This is a genomic window from Acinetobacter sp. 1207_04 (assembly GCF_052850415.1).
This window is the reverse complement of record NZ_VXCQ01000005.1, coordinates 199,437-217,040: the sequence shown is the minus strand read 5'-3', so window position 1 is coordinate 217,040 and position 17,604 is coordinate 199,437. Positions and strand designations below refer to the sequence as shown.

Annotated in this window: 13 protein-coding genes; 9 read left to right on the top strand and 4 right to left on the bottom strand. The window is 38.4% G+C overall.

The window, feature by feature from the left end; all coding sequences use genetic code 11:
- From FW754_RS06585 to FW754_RS06550, 8 genes are all read left to right on the top strand, one after another.
- Positions 1-2,573: YadA-like family protein (locus FW754_RS06585; RefSeq protein WP_446324170.1), on the top strand; the 2,573-nt coding region annotated here is incomplete at its 5' end.
- Between the two features lie 63 nt (positions 2,574-2,636).
- Positions 2,637-3,422: a trimeric autotransporter adhesin/peptidogylcan-associated protein TpgA gene (tpgA, locus tag FW754_RS06580; RefSeq protein ID WP_446324169.1), complete on the top strand. Its 786-nt coding sequence runs from the start codon at positions 2,637-2,639 to the stop codon at positions 3,420-3,422.
- Between the two features lie 27 nt (positions 3,423-3,449).
- A complete protein-coding gene (locus tag FW754_RS06575; RefSeq protein WP_446324168.1) occupies positions 3,450-3,875 on the top strand; it encodes a hypothetical protein in 426 nt (141 codons plus the stop codon).
- 26 nt (positions 3,876-3,901) lie between these two features.
- On the top strand, positions 3,902-4,327 hold the full coding sequence (locus tag FW754_RS06570; protein ID WP_446324167.1) for a hypothetical protein: 426 nt from the start codon (positions 3,902-3,904) through the stop codon (positions 4,325-4,327).
- 361 nt (positions 4,328-4,688) lie between these two features.
- Positions 4,689-6,518 (top strand): dihydroxy-acid dehydratase, encoded by a 1,830-nt coding sequence (ilvD, locus tag FW754_RS06565; RefSeq protein ID WP_409510596.1) that lies wholly within the window; start codon positions 4,689-4,691, stop codon positions 6,516-6,518.
- 300 nt (positions 6,519-6,818) lie between these two features.
- Positions 6,819-8,120, top strand: a complete 1,302-nt coding sequence (locus FW754_RS06560; RefSeq protein ID WP_409510597.1) for a hypothetical protein — start codon at positions 6,819-6,821, stop codon at positions 8,118-8,120.
- Positions 8,121-8,135: 15 nt separating this feature from the next.
- Positions 8,136-8,423, top strand: coding sequence for a chorismate mutase (locus FW754_RS06555; RefSeq protein ID WP_446324166.1), 288 nt, complete (start codon positions 8,136-8,138; stop codon positions 8,421-8,423).
- Between the two features lie 971 nt (positions 8,424-9,394).
- Positions 9,395-10,138 (top strand): sulfite exporter TauE/SafE family protein, encoded by a 744-nt coding sequence (locus tag FW754_RS06550; RefSeq protein WP_446324165.1) that lies wholly within the window; start codon positions 9,395-9,397, stop codon positions 10,136-10,138.
- A 6-nt stretch (positions 10,139-10,144) separates the two neighbouring features.
- Here the strand turns inward: FW754_RS06550 and FW754_RS06545 are convergent, their stop codons facing one another.
- The 4 genes from FW754_RS06545 to FW754_RS06530 all read right to left on the bottom strand — a co-directional run bounded on the left by FW754_RS06545 (position 10,145) and on the right by FW754_RS06530 (position 16,327).
- On the bottom strand, positions 10,145-11,041 hold the full coding sequence (locus FW754_RS06545; RefSeq protein ID WP_446324164.1) for a LysR family transcriptional regulator: 897 nt from the start codon (positions 11,039-11,041) through the stop codon (positions 10,145-10,147).
- A gap of 151 nt (positions 11,042-11,192) precedes the next feature.
- A complete protein-coding gene (locus FW754_RS06540; protein WP_446324163.1) occupies positions 11,193-12,497 on the bottom strand; it encodes a solute carrier family 23 protein in 1,305 nt (434 codons plus the stop codon).
- Positions 12,498-12,846: 349 nt separating this feature from the next.
- Positions 12,847-15,537 carry a phosphoenolpyruvate carboxylase gene (ppc, locus tag FW754_RS06535; protein ID WP_409510602.1) on the bottom strand — a complete coding sequence of 897 codons (2,691 nt, stop codon included), beginning with the start codon at positions 15,535-15,537 and terminating at the stop codon, positions 12,847-12,849.
- Between the two features lie 148 nt (positions 15,538-15,685).
- On the bottom strand, positions 15,686-16,327 hold the full coding sequence (locus tag FW754_RS06530; RefSeq protein ID WP_419346265.1) for a TetR/AcrR family transcriptional regulator: 642 nt from the start codon (positions 16,325-16,327) through the stop codon (positions 15,686-15,688).
- A 170-nt stretch (positions 16,328-16,497) separates the two neighbouring features.
- On the opposite strand from FW754_RS06530, the gene FW754_RS06525 reads away from it, so the two are divergent.
- Positions 16,498-17,601 (top strand): efflux RND transporter periplasmic adaptor subunit, encoded by a 1,104-nt coding sequence (locus tag FW754_RS06525; RefSeq protein WP_446324162.1) that lies wholly within the window; start codon positions 16,498-16,500, stop codon positions 17,599-17,601.
- Positions 17,602-17,604 lie beyond the last annotated feature (3 nt).

Genomic DNA, 17,604 nt, shown 5'->3' with positions numbered 1-17,604 from the left:
GCGTTACAGCGGGTAATATTTCTGTCTCTAACGGCATAAATACACTGAAATTAGATGCTGCAAAAGGTGATATTACTGGTTTAAGTAATAAGAATCTTACAGCAGCTGACTTTGCCACTGCTGGTCGCGCCGCAACTGAAGAACAATTAAAGTTAGTCAGTGACGTGCAACAGACAACGAATGATTTTGCAGTTAGATATGATGCAGATCCAACAGATCCGACTAAAGCGAACAAAGATAGTGTGACACTTGCGGGTACCAATGGAACAACGATAACGAATTTAAAAGGAGGTGAGGTTAGCTTAACGTCTAAAGATGCTGTAAATGGTAGCCAACTATATGGTACTTACATAGCAATGATGGATGCACTAGGTGGAAACTCATCATATAACTCGGATGGTACAGTTACGGCACCAACATATGCAGTAAATGGTACTGACTATAAAAATGTTGGGGCTGCAATTAGTGCTCTTGATACCGGGTGGATGTTAAATTCTAATGGTCAGAATTCAAGTGCAATTAAGGCAGGAGATACTGTAGATATTGGTACCGCTGATAGTGAAGAAAATTTAACAGTAACTAAAACAGGCAATAAAATTGATTTCGCTTTAAATAAAGATTTGAAATTAAGCACTGTGACTGCAACTGATAAAATTACCGTTGGTACAGGTACTAACGCCATTACACTTAATGGTACAACAGGTACATTGAATGGCTTAACCAATAAAACTTGGAACCCTGACAATATTGTAAGTGGTCAGGCTGCTACAGAAGATCAATTGTTGGTTGTTAATCAATCGATTAAAGACAATATTACTAATGTTGAAATTGATGATGGTAAGGGTGGAACAACGACCATCAATATTTCAGATGTCATTGTGAATAAGAACCCTGATAATAATAATCAGGACTCATTATTCCTAACGTACAACAAAGAAGGTCAGCAAACGACAGATCGTTTAACCATTGCTCAAACTGTACAAAAAATGAATACGGAAGGTGTGAAATACTTCCATACCAATGCGGATATGAGCAAAGGTTCATTGGGTACAACGAATGACTCGAGCGCTGGTGGTTTAGATTCTACAGCAATTGGTGTAAATGCAATTGTCGCTACAGGTGCGATGAGTTCAATTGCATTAGGACATAATACAAGCGCTCTAGCTTCAGCGACGGCATCTGTAGTTTTAGGTCATAGTTCAATTGTAGGAGGTGCTTCATCAATTGCAATTGGTGACGGTGCACAAGCATTAGGTAATCAATCGATTAGTATTGGTAAGGGTAATATTGTTAAAGGTAATAATTCTGGTGCCTTAGGCGATCCATCAATTATCGATGGCAACAATAGTTACTCGGTGGGTAATAACAATACGATTAGTACAGACAATACTTTTGTACTTGGTAATGATGTCACTCAAACAGTTGAAGGTTCAGTTGTATTGGGTAATAAGTCTGCTGCAACAACAGGCGCTGGTATAGCGGGTTATATTTCTGCGAATGCGGCTGCTGCAGATCAAGCTGCTATTTTGGCAACGACATCAACAACAGGTGCAGTAGCTGTAGGTAATGCTTCAGCTGGAGTTTATCGTCAGATTACAGGTGTAGCAGCAGGTACTGCAGATTCAGATGCGGTAAATGTTGCACAGTTGAAATCTGTAAGTAATCAGTTGAGTGATCAGATTAATAATGTTAATAATTCTGCTGTTCAATATGATAAGAACCCAGATGGTACTGTGAATAAGGGCAGTATTACTTTAGCTGGTGGGACAGATGGCAAAGGCACAACGATTACGAATGTGAAAGACGGTAATGTTGCTGAAGGTTCAAAAGATGCCGTTAATGGTGGTCAGTTATGGAATGTTCAGCAGCAAGTTGATCAAAACACATCTGACATTAATAATATTCAATCGAATATTAATAACATTACGAGTGGTAAAGCGGGAATTGTTCAGCAAGAAAATGCGACTGCACCAATTACGATTGGTAAAGACTCAGGTGGTACAACCGTCAACGTTGCTGGTAAAGATGGTGATCGTGTTGTGACAGGTGTTGCAAATGGTGCTGTGAATTCAACATCGAAAGATGCAGTGAATGGTAGCCAATTGAACACGACTAATGATGCTGTTGTTAAGTATCTTGGTGGTGGTGCCGCGTATGACAATATTACTGGAAGTTTCACTGCACCAAGCTATACCGTTGGTGACAGTAAGCATAACAATGTTGGTGGTGCAATTGATGCATTGAATCAGGCGGATCAAGCGCTGAATCAAAAAATTGATAATGTCAGTACCAAATTGGATGATGCATTCCGCGTGACCAATGACCGTATTGATAATGTTGAGCAAAAAGCCAATGCGGGTATTGCAGCAGCCATGGCGCTTGAATCTGCACCGTATATTCCAGGTAAATATACTTATGCTGCAGGTGCTGCTTATCATGGTGGTGAAAATGCAGTGGGTGTGACCTTACGTAAAACTGCCGATAATGGTCGCTGGTCGATCACAGGTGGTGTTGCTGCAGCATCTCAAGGTGATCCAAGTGTTCGTATTGGTATCAGTGGTGTAATTGATTAATCATCAGATGAGGGAGGCATACAGATGCTTCCCTTTTTTCGACCCAAATATGAGGAAAATAAAATGAATACATTGAAGAAAAAAATTATGTTCAGTGCACTCTGTGGTCTGATGATGTCCATCACCAATGCAGCTGCGCCAGTACAAACGACAGAAGAAATTCACTTTCCAGAAATCAAAGACAGTTATTTAAAACAAGTACAGCGTTATGAATATGATGATGTTGCACGTTTAGATAAAGGTCTAACCAAAGATCAAATCCGTTATTTATTGGGTAACCCACAGTTTTCAGAAGGTCTATTTGCTGTTAAGACGTGGAATTATGTACTTGATATTCGTGAACCAAATAGTCAGCAATATAAGCGTTGTCAGCTTCGCATTGATTTCGATAAACAGTATTTGTCGGAAGATCTTTATTGGAAAGGCGAGGCATGTCAGGGTTTAATGGCATGGGGCGTTAACAATGAATCAGCTGTAGAAGCAGGTGGTTTATCTGCTGAAAATGCTGCAAATATATTGTTTTATTTTGATCGTGGTGATAAACAAGGAATTAAAAACCCTAGTATGATTTCTGAAATTGCGACAAAGATTAAACAATCACAAACAGAAGCGGTTCATGTGACTGGCTATACAGACCGTTTAGGTAGTTATAGCTATAATCAAAACTTGTCGGCATCTCGTGCTAATACCATTGCACAGTTGTTGGTTGAACAGGGCGTGAGAGCGGATCGGATTCAGTTTGAGGCTAAAAATCGTACTGATAGCTATCAGCAATGTTCTGGTGAGAACAAAAAAATACAGTTAGTGGAATGTTTGGCGCCGAATCGTCGTGTCAATATTACGTGGTAATAACAAACTGAAGATAAGTATAGAGCAATGAAAAGAACGCTATTGAGTTTAGTTGGAATATTGAGTGGTCTACTTGCTGTATCCACTGCATCAGCTGATCTGACATTGGTACAAAAACTACAATCAGAAAAAAGTTGGGGATTGATTCAACCAGGTATGAGTTGTATTGAAAAATATCAATTTTTACCAAATGGGGATATTCTGATTCAGAGTAATCGTGAGCGCGTAACAGGGGTTTATCACTTTATGCAAGCAACAACTAATTTTGAGTTGCCTGCAGTGATGATCAGTTTTAAAACCGATAATCGTCAACCTGATTGTGCTGGTAGTACAATAGATCAAGCTGGGACATCGACTACGAATTTTATTAAAAAAGTATCAGATCAGCAGATCTATTTTTGTAATGATGCATTAGGTCAAAGTTGTCCCGTGTATTTACGACCAGAACGTTAATTTAAATTGTATAAGGAAGTATTTGAATGTTAAAAAGATTTGTAATGATTGCATGTACTCTAGGCGTTGCTTTTTCGGTTCAAGCATTTGATAAAAATCAAGTGGCACTCGATAAAACATTCTGGGGTAACTGGTCAGTTTATAATGCAAAAACACAATGTTCAGAAAAATATCAATTTAATAAACCAGGTCAGTTTAACTACACAGCGAAACAAAAAAAAATGTCAGGTGAATTTGCCATTATGCGCAGTAAAGATGCTAAAGAGCTTGATATTTTGACCATGAAAGTTAAGTCTGATAATAAAGCAGCGAGTTGTGGTGGGCAGGCAACAGATTATACCAATGCTGATATTCGTCTAGGTTTAAAGTGGGTTTCAGCAACGACAGCAGAATTATGTACCGATGTGGCAGGTAAACAATGTACAGGTTTATACTTAATTAAGCAGTCATAAGACTAAGAGATTAAAAAAAAGGCTTCTTTGGAAGCCTTTTTTATAAAATAAAATTGGCAAAAACATAAAAAAGCATAACTAAAATTAATGTAAAAATAAAAAATTATTCATATAAGTTTTGTATGGAATCGAAGGTGATGGGTTTATATTAGGAGGTATTCAAGATGTATTGAATGACAAGTTCGGAATATCAGCCAATTATGTGCGTATAAAAAAAGATCGCATGGCTTGCTATCACAGAGCTCAGTAACCTGTAGTATGATGTGATTATATTTTGACTGATTCAATGCGGAATTTCAGTTTATTTGCCAAAATGAATCTTAGCATTCATTTCAAGCTCAAACCTTGTTGGAATAACACAATGCCTGACTATCGTTCAAAAACATCGACACACGGAAGAAATATGGCTGGCGCACGTGGCTTATGGCGTGCAACAGGAATGAAAGATGAAGATTTTGGTAAACCGATTATTGCAGTAGTGAACTCATTTACCCAGTTTGTACCAGGTCATGTACATTTAAAAGATTTGGGTCAGCTTGTCGCACGCCAAATTGAACAAGCAGGTGGCGTAGCTAAAGAATTTAATACCATTGCTGTCGATGACGGTATTGCGATGGGTCATGATGGCATGCTGTATTCACTACCATCACGTGATTTGATTGCAGATTCAGTGGAATACATGGTCAATGCTCACTGTGCAGATGCAATGGTGTGTATTTCTAACTGTGACAAAATCACACCAGGAATGTTGATGGCATCTATGCGCTTGAACATTCCTGTCGTGTTCGTTTCAGGTGGGCCAATGGAAGCGGGTAAAGTCAAAATTCGTGGTAATGAACATGCGATTGACTTGGTTGATGCGATGATTGTTGCGGCAGATGACAGTTTCACCGATGAAGAAGTAGCCGAATACGAGCGTTCCGCGTGTCCAACTTGTGGTTCATGTTCAGGTATGTTTACTGCAAATTCAATGAACTGTTTAACGGAAGCATTAGGTTTATCGCTTCCGGGTAATGGTTCTACGCTTGCGACACATGCCAACCGTCAAAAATTATTTGAGCGTGCAGGTCAATTGATCGTTGAAATTACTAAACGTCATTATGAAGAAAACGATTACAGCCTATTACCACGTTCAATTGCGACCAAAGCAGCCTTTGAAAATGCGATGACTCTTGATGTTTCAATGGGTGGTTCAACCAATACAGTACTTCATTTATTGGCTGCAGCACACGAAGCTGAAGTTGATTTCACCATGACAGACATTGACCGTTTGTCACGTAAAGTACCTGTATTATGTAAAGTTGCACCAGCAAAACAAGACGTGCATATGGAAGATGTCCACCGCGCAGGTGGCATCATGTCAATTCTTGGCGAGTTAGATCGTGCAGGTTTATTGGATACTTCCGTACCAACCGTACATGAAAAGACGTTGAAAGATGCTTTAGATAAATGGGACATCATGCGTACAGAAGATGAAGATGTGTATAACTTCTTTAAATCTGCACCAGGTGGCGTACCAACGCAAACTGCATTTTCACAAAACCGCTACTATGCACGTTTAGATGGTGACCGTGAAAATGGTGTCATTCGTAATGCAGAACATGCATTCTCACAAGATGGTGGTTTAGCTGTACTTTACGGCAACATTGCATTGGATGGTTGTATTGTAAAAACTGCGGGTGTTGATGATTCAATCTTGAAATTCAACGGTACAGCACGTGTATTTGAAAGCCAAGATGCAGCAGTGGAAGCCATTCTAGCTGGCAAAATTGTGGCAGGCGATGTGGTTGTGATTCGTTATGAAGGTCCACGTGGTGGTCCAGGTATGCAAGAAATGTTGTACCCAACCAGTTATCTAAAATCGAAAGGTTTAGGTAAAGATTGTGCCTTGCTAACCGATGGTCGTTTCTCAGGTGGTTCATCAGGTCTATCGATTGGTCACGTTTCACCAGAGGCTGCTGAAGGTGGTGCGATTGGTCTGGTTGAAGATGGCGACCGTATCGAAATTGATATTCCAAACCGTGGTATTCACTTGGCGGTTGATGATGCAACTATGGCGGCTCGCCGTGAAGCGCAAGATGCCAAAGGTTGGAAGCCTGCTGAAGAGCGTCCACGTAAAGTATCGAAAGCCTTGAAAGCTTATGCAATGCATACCACAAGTGCTTCTCGTGGCGCAGTACGTGAGATCTAAGATGACTTCATCCTCAGTATAGATGGAAATTATTTTCATTAGATTGAAAAATGCACTCTAAAGAGTGCATTTTTTATGACAGAAATATACTTAAATGCTGTATGAATGTGACTGAAACAATTGATTTAAAGTCAATCTAATCATTGAACTTTGAGTAATGAGTTGCTATAAGTTTGAGATGAACTTCAATATTTTGTGAAGCGTCTATCTTGAATGGGTGCTATGCTTGAACAGGTTTTAAACGAATCTGCTCATATTCAGTATTTTTCTGTTCAAAATTTTATTTCGAGGCAAAAACTCATGTCACTGCTACGCCGTTGGTTTGATCCAATCCGATCGAGTTGGTTCTATAAAAAGCCAATACGTCAGGAGACTCTGCCTACGGAACAGGGACTACATATTTATTTGCGTCTTGATGATGTTTATAGTTATTTGACTGTACAGCAACTGACGCAACTCGATGATATTCTAATTGAATCTTTAAAACCTTTAAAAGTGACGATTTCCGATACTGCCGAAGAACCTCCGAACGGTATGAGTATGGAAGAATGGCGAACCTATAGTTTGAATGATGCCAAAATTTTAGCCAATCAGCATCGATTTAGTTATGATAATGAAAAACCAGAACTACCTAGCGCAGAAGCATTACAACAAGCTGAAACTATTTTAAGAAATACACCACTCACGGGGCAAAATTTTCTCTATTTACTTGAAGATGTTTTTCACATGTTGTGGCAACAACAATATGGCAAATTACGTACTTTGTACGTCATGTCGAAACAACATCAAAAACCACAAAATTTACCTGAACGTATTTTTGATCATACGCCTGTACTAGAAAGTTATTTTTACTTTGGTGGACGGAAATATCATGCTGTCGATGATTTACTCCGCTTAACTCGCCGTTTAAAACAACAAAAATTACTCATTGATAACCCGATTTTCATGATTGATCATATTGAGTGGCGTGAACATTTACTCAGTGATGCAGAAGAGCTTGCGGAGATTCAGGCGATGCATCCTGAACTCGATTTATATATTGCGCTCGAAGACCCCATTAGTTGGTTATTGTTGGCGTATATTAAAGAAGAACTCGCAGATTATTATAATATTCAGCTTAATATTTTTCCGTTGAGTTATCACGGTCGCGACTTTTTTGATTGGGCATTGGCTACACGCTTGTCTAAGCGAACCGAAGTTAAATTTACGCCATTTTGTCGTCCAACTGCAGATAGTATTTTAAATATTGCACAGCTTTATTACAGCGTACCTGAAGAGCAACGCATTGATGCGATGTATGATATTTTGCAGGCAGTATGGACAAAAGGAAAAGATTTTTCTCACAAAGCGCATTTACAACAGATGCAACGTGAATTGGGTGTGGAGCAACTGACTGAACTTGATATTAACTCTTTACTTCAGGAAAATGATGCACGTAGCGTAGCAAAACATCAGCCCGATTTTCCTATACTCGAATTAAGGATTGATGGAAAACAATATACTTTCAATAGTCTCTATCGTGTTTGGATGATTGAAAGTATATTTAGTAATGTACTTGAGCAAAAATATAAAGCAGAAAACCAATCGGAACATCGTCAATAGGATAACGATTTAAGAATGAATAAAGAAAAATGTGAAAACTTAGAGCAAGTAAGAGCAAAAATTGATTTGATTGATCAGGAACTGATTGAAATGATTGCAACGCGCCAATTTTATGTCGATCAAGCCGTTCGTTTTAAGCGTACAGCAGAAGATGTACAGTCGCCAGAACGTGTGCAGCAAGTGATTAATAAAGTCCGTGAGCAAGCCATTCAATTACACACAGATCCAGATTTAGTTGAAAAAATTTATCGGGAAATGATTCAGCATTTTATTCAACGCGAATTAAAAGAAATTCGCCCATAAAAAAGCTGTTGCATGATGCAACAGCTTTTTTATTTTAACCATCTCGATCTTTCAATCATAAATGGTCGGGATCATTTCAAATTTTATTCATTTACAGTAAATGAAGACCTTTGTTTTGTACTTTCTAAGCTCCAGATTTACGGAAAGAACGAGCAGATAAATACGTGTTTTCCATAAATTGTAAATATACAATTTGACCATCTATGACTTTAGCTAAAGTAGAGAATGGAAAGTTAAATGTACAACCTACCTCTACTGACGTATAAGTAAACTGACCAAATACAGCGACATTTCTCCTTCACCAAATATCTCAGTGATTTGGAAGTCATTTACTTCCCATACGTACTGAAAGTAAAGAAAGGGTCGAGATAAATTTGATGACATTTACATACACCACACCATGGTTTTATAGGTTCAAGTTCCTTATTTTTAAAGCTTAAAGACATATACAGAGCATTTTCTACAACGAGTTTTTATGCAGTATTTTTGACTTTATCTTTAGATGAGTTTGCTAAAAATGTACTGACAACATCTTTAGGGTCTTTTGTTGTTAATGCGATTTCAATTAGATCGATTTCATTTGAAATTTGATTTATACGTTTATTAAGGTGATATAAGAATTATTTATTTGAAAATATTATGACTAATACAATGTCTTGATATGAAGACGTAATTTTATATATCGAATATAAAAAAATCAGATACTGCTTGTACCTCATAATATAAATTTAAAATATAAAAGACGATTTTTGTCTGCATTTTAAGACTGATTGGTCTGTAGTTTATTGAATTTTAAATAATTATTTTAATTTGTATAAATTAGTTCTATTCCAATTGTTAAATATTGGATGCTTCCTTTTAAATTTAAGCAATGAGAGCCTCAATCATTGATTGAGGCTTACTACTGAAAACAGTGATTTCTCAGTTATAGATGGCGTTGTAGCATGTGCCCAATTGCTGAGGAACGTTCTATGATTGGATTTATAATTGCTGTATTTACCATTGCAGGCATGATTAAAGGTACGATTGGTTTAGGTTTACCTGCTGTATCTATGGGGCTTTTAACTTTGGTGATTAGTCCTTTTCAAGCGGCAACATTGTTGATTATTCCATCTATTGTGACCAATCTTTGGCAACTTTTTGCTGAGGGCAATGTGTTTAGTCTCATTAAACGGTTTTGGCCTTTGTTATTAGGAATTATTGTTGGTTCAGTGTGGAGTATTTTTCCAACTCTAGGACAAAATACTTCGGGCTTTCACAGTGAAGCACTACTCGGTGGAATGTTGGCACTGTACGGGTTGTATGGTTTATTTGCCAAAAGTATGCCGAATCTTGCACCATATGAAAAATGGTTATCTCCAATGGTCGGCTATTTGGGAGGAGCTTTAACGGTCGCAACAGGCGTAGTGGTCATTCCTGTCGTACCTTATGTGCAATCTTTGCAGTTAAAACGTGATGACTTAGTTCAAACACTTGGACTCGCTTTTACCGTATCAACTTTTTGTTTGGCGATTTTCTTACATCTAAATCCTGTAGAAGATACGCCTATTGATTATAAATTATCATTGATTGCACTTATTCCTGCATTGGTTGGCATGTGGGCAGGAACAAAAATTCGTTACCGTATTCCTGAGCAAAGATTTCGTAAGCTATTCTTTTGTGGTTTAGTGATTTTTGGATGTTATTCAGTTTTGCATCCGTTTGGTTTGATTTAAGTTTATTTATAAATGATTTTTTTGTTCGATTAAAAATTGTGAAAAATGTTGATAGGACAAGGGGAGTTCATCAAAGTTTTTCGCAACGAGCAATAGTTTACGATTTGCCCATTCTCCAACAAGCTCTACTTGACGAAAATCATATAAAATATTTAAACGCCGTGCAGCACGTTTGGGCATGATTGCAATACCAACACCATTGGCAACGACTTGAGCAATGGCAGCAAAATTTGGCAGTCTAAGCCGATATTGAATTGCACAATTGAGCAATTTTGCTTGGGTTTCAATCGATTGTTGTAGCGAATGATATTGCATTAAACCGACAAAAGGATAATGCAAAATATCGATTAAATTAAGCTGTTGTTGATCTTTGAGTTCATGAAATGGTGGACAAATGAGTACCAATGGATCATCTGAAAATTCGAGGGTTTGTAAGCCTGAATGATGAAAAAAATTTGAAATCAGCCCTAATTTTGCCGTATCTTTTTCGATACTTTGAATAATTTCACGACTTTCAGCTTCTTGTAGGTCTATTTGAACATGTGGATTTTCGACCAAATATTGTGGCAGTAATATAGGTAAATATTCACTTTGTGCAGAAGAGTTACACCAAAGCGTCATTTGAGCTATCATACCTTTGGCATAGGGTGACATGACTTGTTCAAGTTTCTTTGCTTGTTGTACCAACAATAAAGCTTGTTCTGCAAAAGTTTGTCCCGCAAGGGTGAGTTTTACCCCATTGGCATGACGAGTAAATAGATGAGTTTTATAATATTGCTCTAATTTTTTGATACGCTCACTTGCTGCTTGTAGCGAAATAGCCGAACGCTCTGCTCCGCGAGTCAGGCTACCTGTATCGACAATATTAAGAAACAATTGCAGGTCAAAAAAGTCGAGGCGCATGGGAGTCTGTTACTGAAATAGCTTGAGAGTATTTTTATTTTACTTAAAGTTGATGATAAAAAAAGTAGATTTATGACAGTCAAAATCAAGGTATAAAAAAAGCAGCCCAATGGCTGCTTAAAAAGTCACAATTTATTATTTTGAAAAAAAACTATTCTGATTTGTCGGCAAAACTAAAAATCCAATTTAAGAATAAAGCCGCGAATGTAGCGGTACCAATACCACCTAAGTTAAAGTCACCAAATTGTAGGGCAAAATCACCTGTCCCTAAAATAATCGTTACAGCAGCAACCATTAGGTTTTTATTTTTGGAGAAATCAACTTTGTTTTCAATCCAAATTTTTGCGCCTGCAATAGTAATTAAACCGAAGACTACAATTGAAGCACCAGTTAAAATTGCCGTTGGAATAGTGTGAATAATGGCACCAAACTTTGGTGAAAAACCTAAGAAAACCGCAAATACGCCAGCAATGACGAAAACAATAGTTGAGTAAACACGGGTGACAGCCATTACACCGATATTTTCACCATAGGTCGTCATACCTGGTGCGCCTACACCACCTGAAAGTGTGGTGGCAATACCATCGGCAACAAAGGCTTTACCAATGTATGGATCTAAGTTTTCACCAGTCATGGCGCTAACTGCTTTAATATGACCTAAGTTTTCAGCCACTAAAATCAGTGCAATAGGTGCAATGATGAGCATTGCATTGATATCAAAAACAGGCGAGTGAAAGGTTGGCATTCCGAACCATGCAGCTTGTTGAATCGGTGTAAAGTTAATTGGTGTACCATTACCCAAGACATTCGATACAATAAAATAGATCAAATAAGCACAGAGTAAACCGACCAATAACAATAAGCGTTGTAATAAACCTTTGGTGAATACAGCAATTGAACCCATACACAGTACGGTGACCAAAGCCATCCACATATTAAAGTTATTACCTGCGACACCTTTGACTGTTACAGGTGCAAGGTTTAAACCAATAATCATGACTACAGCACCAGTCACGACAGGTGGCATGAGTTTTTCAATCCATCGTGTACCTGTTGCCATCACGATAAAACCGAAAATTGCATATAAAATACCACACGCCATGATTCCGCCAGCAGCAGTCGCAAGGTTAAGGTTAGGTGCACCTGTACCCGATGCAGCATAGCCTGTCGCAGCAATAACGACACCAATAAAGGCAAAGCTTGAACCTAAATAACTAGGAACACGTCCGCCAGTCATGATGAAAAATAAAATGGTACAAATCCCTGACATTAAAATGGCAAGGTTTGGGTCAAAGCCCATCAGAAATGGGGCAAGAACCGTTGCACCAAACATAGCAAATGCATGTTGGATACCTAAAACAGCACTTTGAGCGGGAGGAAGATACTCATTGGTACCGACAGGACGAGCATCAACTCTGCCTGAATAAGGTTGCCATTTGGGGAACCAGTTGGACATAAAATGAGCACTCTAAAAACAAATTTGGAACATCATACGCTTGTTTTTAATAATTTTTAATTTCTGTAACAAATTTTCGTTCAACTCAAATATATGAGTTTTATGGTTAATTTACCATTTGGTATATAAAATATTGTTGATAATAGTGAGAATTATGCGTATATATCGGAAATAATTCGCTTCTGAATCATATAAAAAAGGCAATAAAAATTTGGCGAATCATCATGTTTATAAAAGTGATAATGCCTATTCTAAAAGCGTAAAATCTTTTTTTAATGGTTACGTGACTAAAAAATAAAAAAGGGATATTTAAATATCCCTTTTTCAATGTATAACGAAGATGGATCAATTAACCTGTATTGCGTAAACCAGCTGCAATGCCTGCAATACTCACCATAAGAGCATGGTCGACAGGCGTGTGTTCAGCTTGACGTTCTGCCAAGTAACCACGACGACGCTTCATGAGTTCAGCTTGAAGTAAGTGTAATGGTAATAAATACGGTTTACGAATTTGCATCGCCTGATCTAAAACTTCATTGGAACTGAGCAGTTTCGATTCACCTTTCATTGCCAATAATGTTTGTACTGCATCGTGTAAACGCTGACGAAGCTCTGTACCAAGGATTTTCAAATCCTCATCATCAGTTAGGTGTGCTTCGTAATATAGTGCAATGTTTGAATCGGCTTTAGATAAAACCATTTCCAACATATCAATTAAAGTTTGGAAGTACGGCCATTCTGCTAACATTTCATCAAGTAAATCTTTTTGACCTTGACCAATAACTTGATTAATTGCCGCACCTGTTCCGAGCCAAGCAGGAAGCATTAAACGAATTTGTGTCCATGCAAATACCCATGGAATAGCACGTAAAGATTCAATACCCCCACTGACTTTGCGTTTTGCAGGACGTGAGCCGAGCGGTAACATTTGCAATTCAAGTTCAGGAGTAACGGTACGTAGGTACTTCACAAAATGTGGATTTTCACGCACAGTTTGACGATAAACCTGAACAGAAAGATCTGTCATTTTATGCATCAAATCACGCCATTCCTGTTTAGGTTCAGGGGGGGGTAATAGTGTTGCCTCAAGCGTTGCTGCGGTATAAATTTCGAGGTTTTGAAGAGCGATTTCTTCTAAACCAAATTTAAAGCGAATCATTTCACCTTGTTCAGTTACACGAATAGCACCTGAAATTGAACCCGGTGGTTGTGAGAATAATGCCTGTTGCGTTGGTGCGCCACCACGGCTGATTGAGCCACCACGCCCGTGGAAAAGGGTCAACTGTACGCCATGTTGTTGAGCAATGGCAGTCAATTCTTCTTGTGCACGATACTGCGCCCAATTTGCTGACATAAAGCCTGCATCTTTAGCAGAATCTGAGTAGCCAATCATCACTTCATGTTTACCTTGAATATGCTGTTTGTACCAATGCATATTGAACAAAGTGCTCATGGTACTTGCTGCGCCATCTAAGTCTTTCAAGGTTTCAAACAATGGAACGACACGAAGTGGATGTTCGATGCCAGCTTCTTTTTGCAGGAGTAAAACGGCTAAAACATCACTCGCATATTCCGCCATTGAAATGATGTACGCACCTAAACATTCTTTAGGTTGTTCTGCTAACGTCCGCATGGTGGCAAAAACTTCTTGCACATCCGGATGGTCAATCAGGCTACCTGTTGGCTCATTAAGATGTTTTGGTAATAGTGGGCGTTTGCTTTGTAGTTCTTGCAATAAAAAGTTTTGACGGGCTTGTTCAGTCCATGTTTCAAAATTGCCTAAACCTAAATATTCAGTAATCGCAGAAATGGCTTGGCGGTGACGACCTGATTCTTGGCGAATATCAAGTTTGAGTAATTCGATACCAAAACAGTTCACACGGTAGATAAAGTCGAGCAATTTACCATTGGCAATTTCAGGTAAATTAGAGTCCATCAATGAGCGATAGCATAGCTGTAATGGTTGTAATAATTCATCTTTATGACTAATAATTAAGCTACGATCAACATCTGAATGTTGTCCACGCAATTTATCAGCAAGCCATTGGCGGGTCGCTTTTAGACGTTCACGTGTTGTACGTAAATATTCACGGTATGGCTCAGGGTGTTTGTAGCCTAATGCTTGGCTTAACTCCTCTGAAGATGCCTCAATTGACAATTCCCAACGTAAGTCTTCAATATCTCGTAGATAAAGATCGGCAGCTTTCCAACGCGATAACCACAAAACTTCTTGAGTAATATTATGAGTAACATTAGGGTTACCATCACGGTCGCCACCCATCCACGATGCAAAGCGAATTGGGGCAATATTTAACGGTAAAGATTTTTCACAGTTGTCTTGTACTTGTGAATCTAAGCTACGAATGAATTTTGGTACAGCATTCCACAATGTTTGTTCAATGGTAGTGAAGCCCCATTTTGCTTCATCAATAGGTGTTGGGCGATGCTGACGAATCTCATCTGTTTGCCAAGCAGAACAGACCAATTGTTTCAAATCGGCAAGTACTTCATCACGTTGTTTTGGTGTGAGTTTCTGTTGATCAAATTTAGACAGGCAATTATTGATACCATCATATTTTTGAATGAGTGTACGACGACTGACTTCAGTTGGATGCGCTGTGAGTACCAATTCAATTTTTAGTTCACAAATTTGTTGGTAGAGCTTATCGGCATTAATTTCTTGGTTTTTAAATTTTTCAAATAAATGATCAAGGACATTTGGAGAGGGTGCGGTCACATCAAATTCACTTTGACGGCGACTGCGTACCACATGATACTGCTCAGCAATATTGGCAAAGTTCAAAAAGTGTGAAAAAGCACGGGTCAGGGGTAAAATCTCTTCATCTTTTAAATTGAGAAAGAGTTGTTCAAGCTCTTTTTCAGCTTCAAGCTGCCCATCACGTGCGCCTTTGCCTAAAGCACGAATTTGTTCAATCTGATTAAACAAATCCTGCCCTGCATGTTCTTTCAGGGTTTCTCCAAGCAAATTTCCGAGTAGGCGGACGTCTTCGCGTAGAGGAGCATCAATTTGTTGAACCATTTTTTACTCTCCATGTGTTCTCTTTTTTGAATATGCACTCGATTTTCTGCTAAGCCAAGCAGGTACAGACAAAAGTATGTATTCATTGCATACTTTTTCTGCAAATAGGGTAGTGACCAATTCAGTATGCCCAAATTGGTCTTATAGATTATTTAGAATTTAAATATTTAGGTGGGATACTATATTTTAATAAGAATAGATCAATACTTTCAGTAATAATGCTTTCTTTTTCTTTAGCATCGGGTGGATTGCGGATACCGAGTAAAACTTCGTGATGACGCATACCAAGTAATAAAGACAATATCAGGCAAATCTGTTTATCAATCTCATTTGATTGAATAAAACCAAAAGATGCCGCTTGGCTGAATAAATTTCCCCAAACCATATTCATACGTTGATGAGAAGCATTAAAAAATAAAACTGCCAATGGATTTTTTTCGGCAGCAAGCTCAAGTAATAAATGCTCTAACTTAATGGCTTCGGGCAAATTGACAACATTTAATGCAAGCCCGCAAGTTTGATGAAGCACTTCACGAAAATTACTATCTGCAGATAACGTTAGTGGCTTAGCGCTGATTGATTCTTCACAAGTCGCTTCAATTGCACAAATAAAAAGATTCTGTTTGTCCTGAAAATGATTATAGACCGTGAGCTTGGTCACGCCTGCTTCTTGGGCAATGTGGTTCATGCTTGAACCATGATAGCCATTTTTGAGAAAAACAGCTTTGGCAGCATTCAGAATGTTCTGACGCTTTTCGAGATCTTTAGGTCGTCCAACAGGTATTTGCACAAACATATCCATAAAAAAAACTAAGTAAAGTCATTTACTTTTTACAGCAATTGCAATTAGTGTACCATGCGGTATATTAATTAAGAAATGATCAAATTAATAACCCGTAATTGTTTTGTCTGAAAAAATTATTTTGCCTGAAAAAACACATTTGAATAAGAGCTTTGTGTATGAATATTTTGAAAACGACGATCAGTAGTCTGATGATCATCAGTTATGTAACGCTGTGGGGATGCAGCAAAGAACAACCCACTGTAGAACAAATTCCATTTGTAATGGTTCAACAACCTGCAACGTCTCTGATTGACCAAAAAAGCTATGCAGGCGATGTGCAGGCAAAACAACAAACGGCTTTAGCATTTCGTGTGGGTGGACAAATTGTTGAACGTTATGTCGATACGGGAGACCGCGTTAAAATCGGTCAGGTTTTAGCAAAACTTGATGTGAAAGATGCGCAATTACAACTTAACTCAGCTCGTGCACAACTTGAAAGTGCACAGTCTGCTGCTAAAGTTGCGGCAGATGAGTTTAAGCGTTTTCAGCAACTTTTACCGATTAATGCTGTAAGTCGGTCACAGTACGATACGGTTAAAAATCAATATGATTCAGCCAATGCAGCACTAAAACAAGCGCAATCGAATTATGATGTCAGTGCTAACCAAACAGGATATAACCAATTGGTTGCCAATAAAAATGGTGTCATTACTGAACGTAATATTGAAATTGGACAGGTGATTTCAGCAGGGCAGCCTGCATACCAAGTGGCAATTGATGGTGATCGTGAAGTGGTGATAGGTGTTCCTGAACAGGCAATTTCATCAATTAAAGTTGGTCAAGATGCTTGGATTACTTTGTGGTCAAAACCGAATGATAAATTTGCAGCTTATGTTCGAGAAATATCCCCTGCGGCAGATCAATCACGGACTTTTAGTGTCAAAGTAGCACTTAAAGAAGGTCAGTCTGCAATTCAACTTGGGCAAAGTGCCCGTGTTTTCTTTAGTCAAAATATTCAAAATATTTTAAGTGTGCCCTTGTCGAGTGTATCAGCCACAGAAAATCAGGCTTATGTTTGGGTAGTCAATCCAAATCAGACTGTACACAAAGTTAACGTGACATTGGGTGCTTATGGACGTGACAGTGTACCAGTGATCAGTGGTTTACAAACTGGACAATGGGTCGTAGTAGGTGGTGTTCATTTACTGCGTGAAAAGCAAAAAATTAAACCTGTAGACCGTGAAAATCGTGCTGTCAGCATGAAAGAGGCGGGCATATGAGCG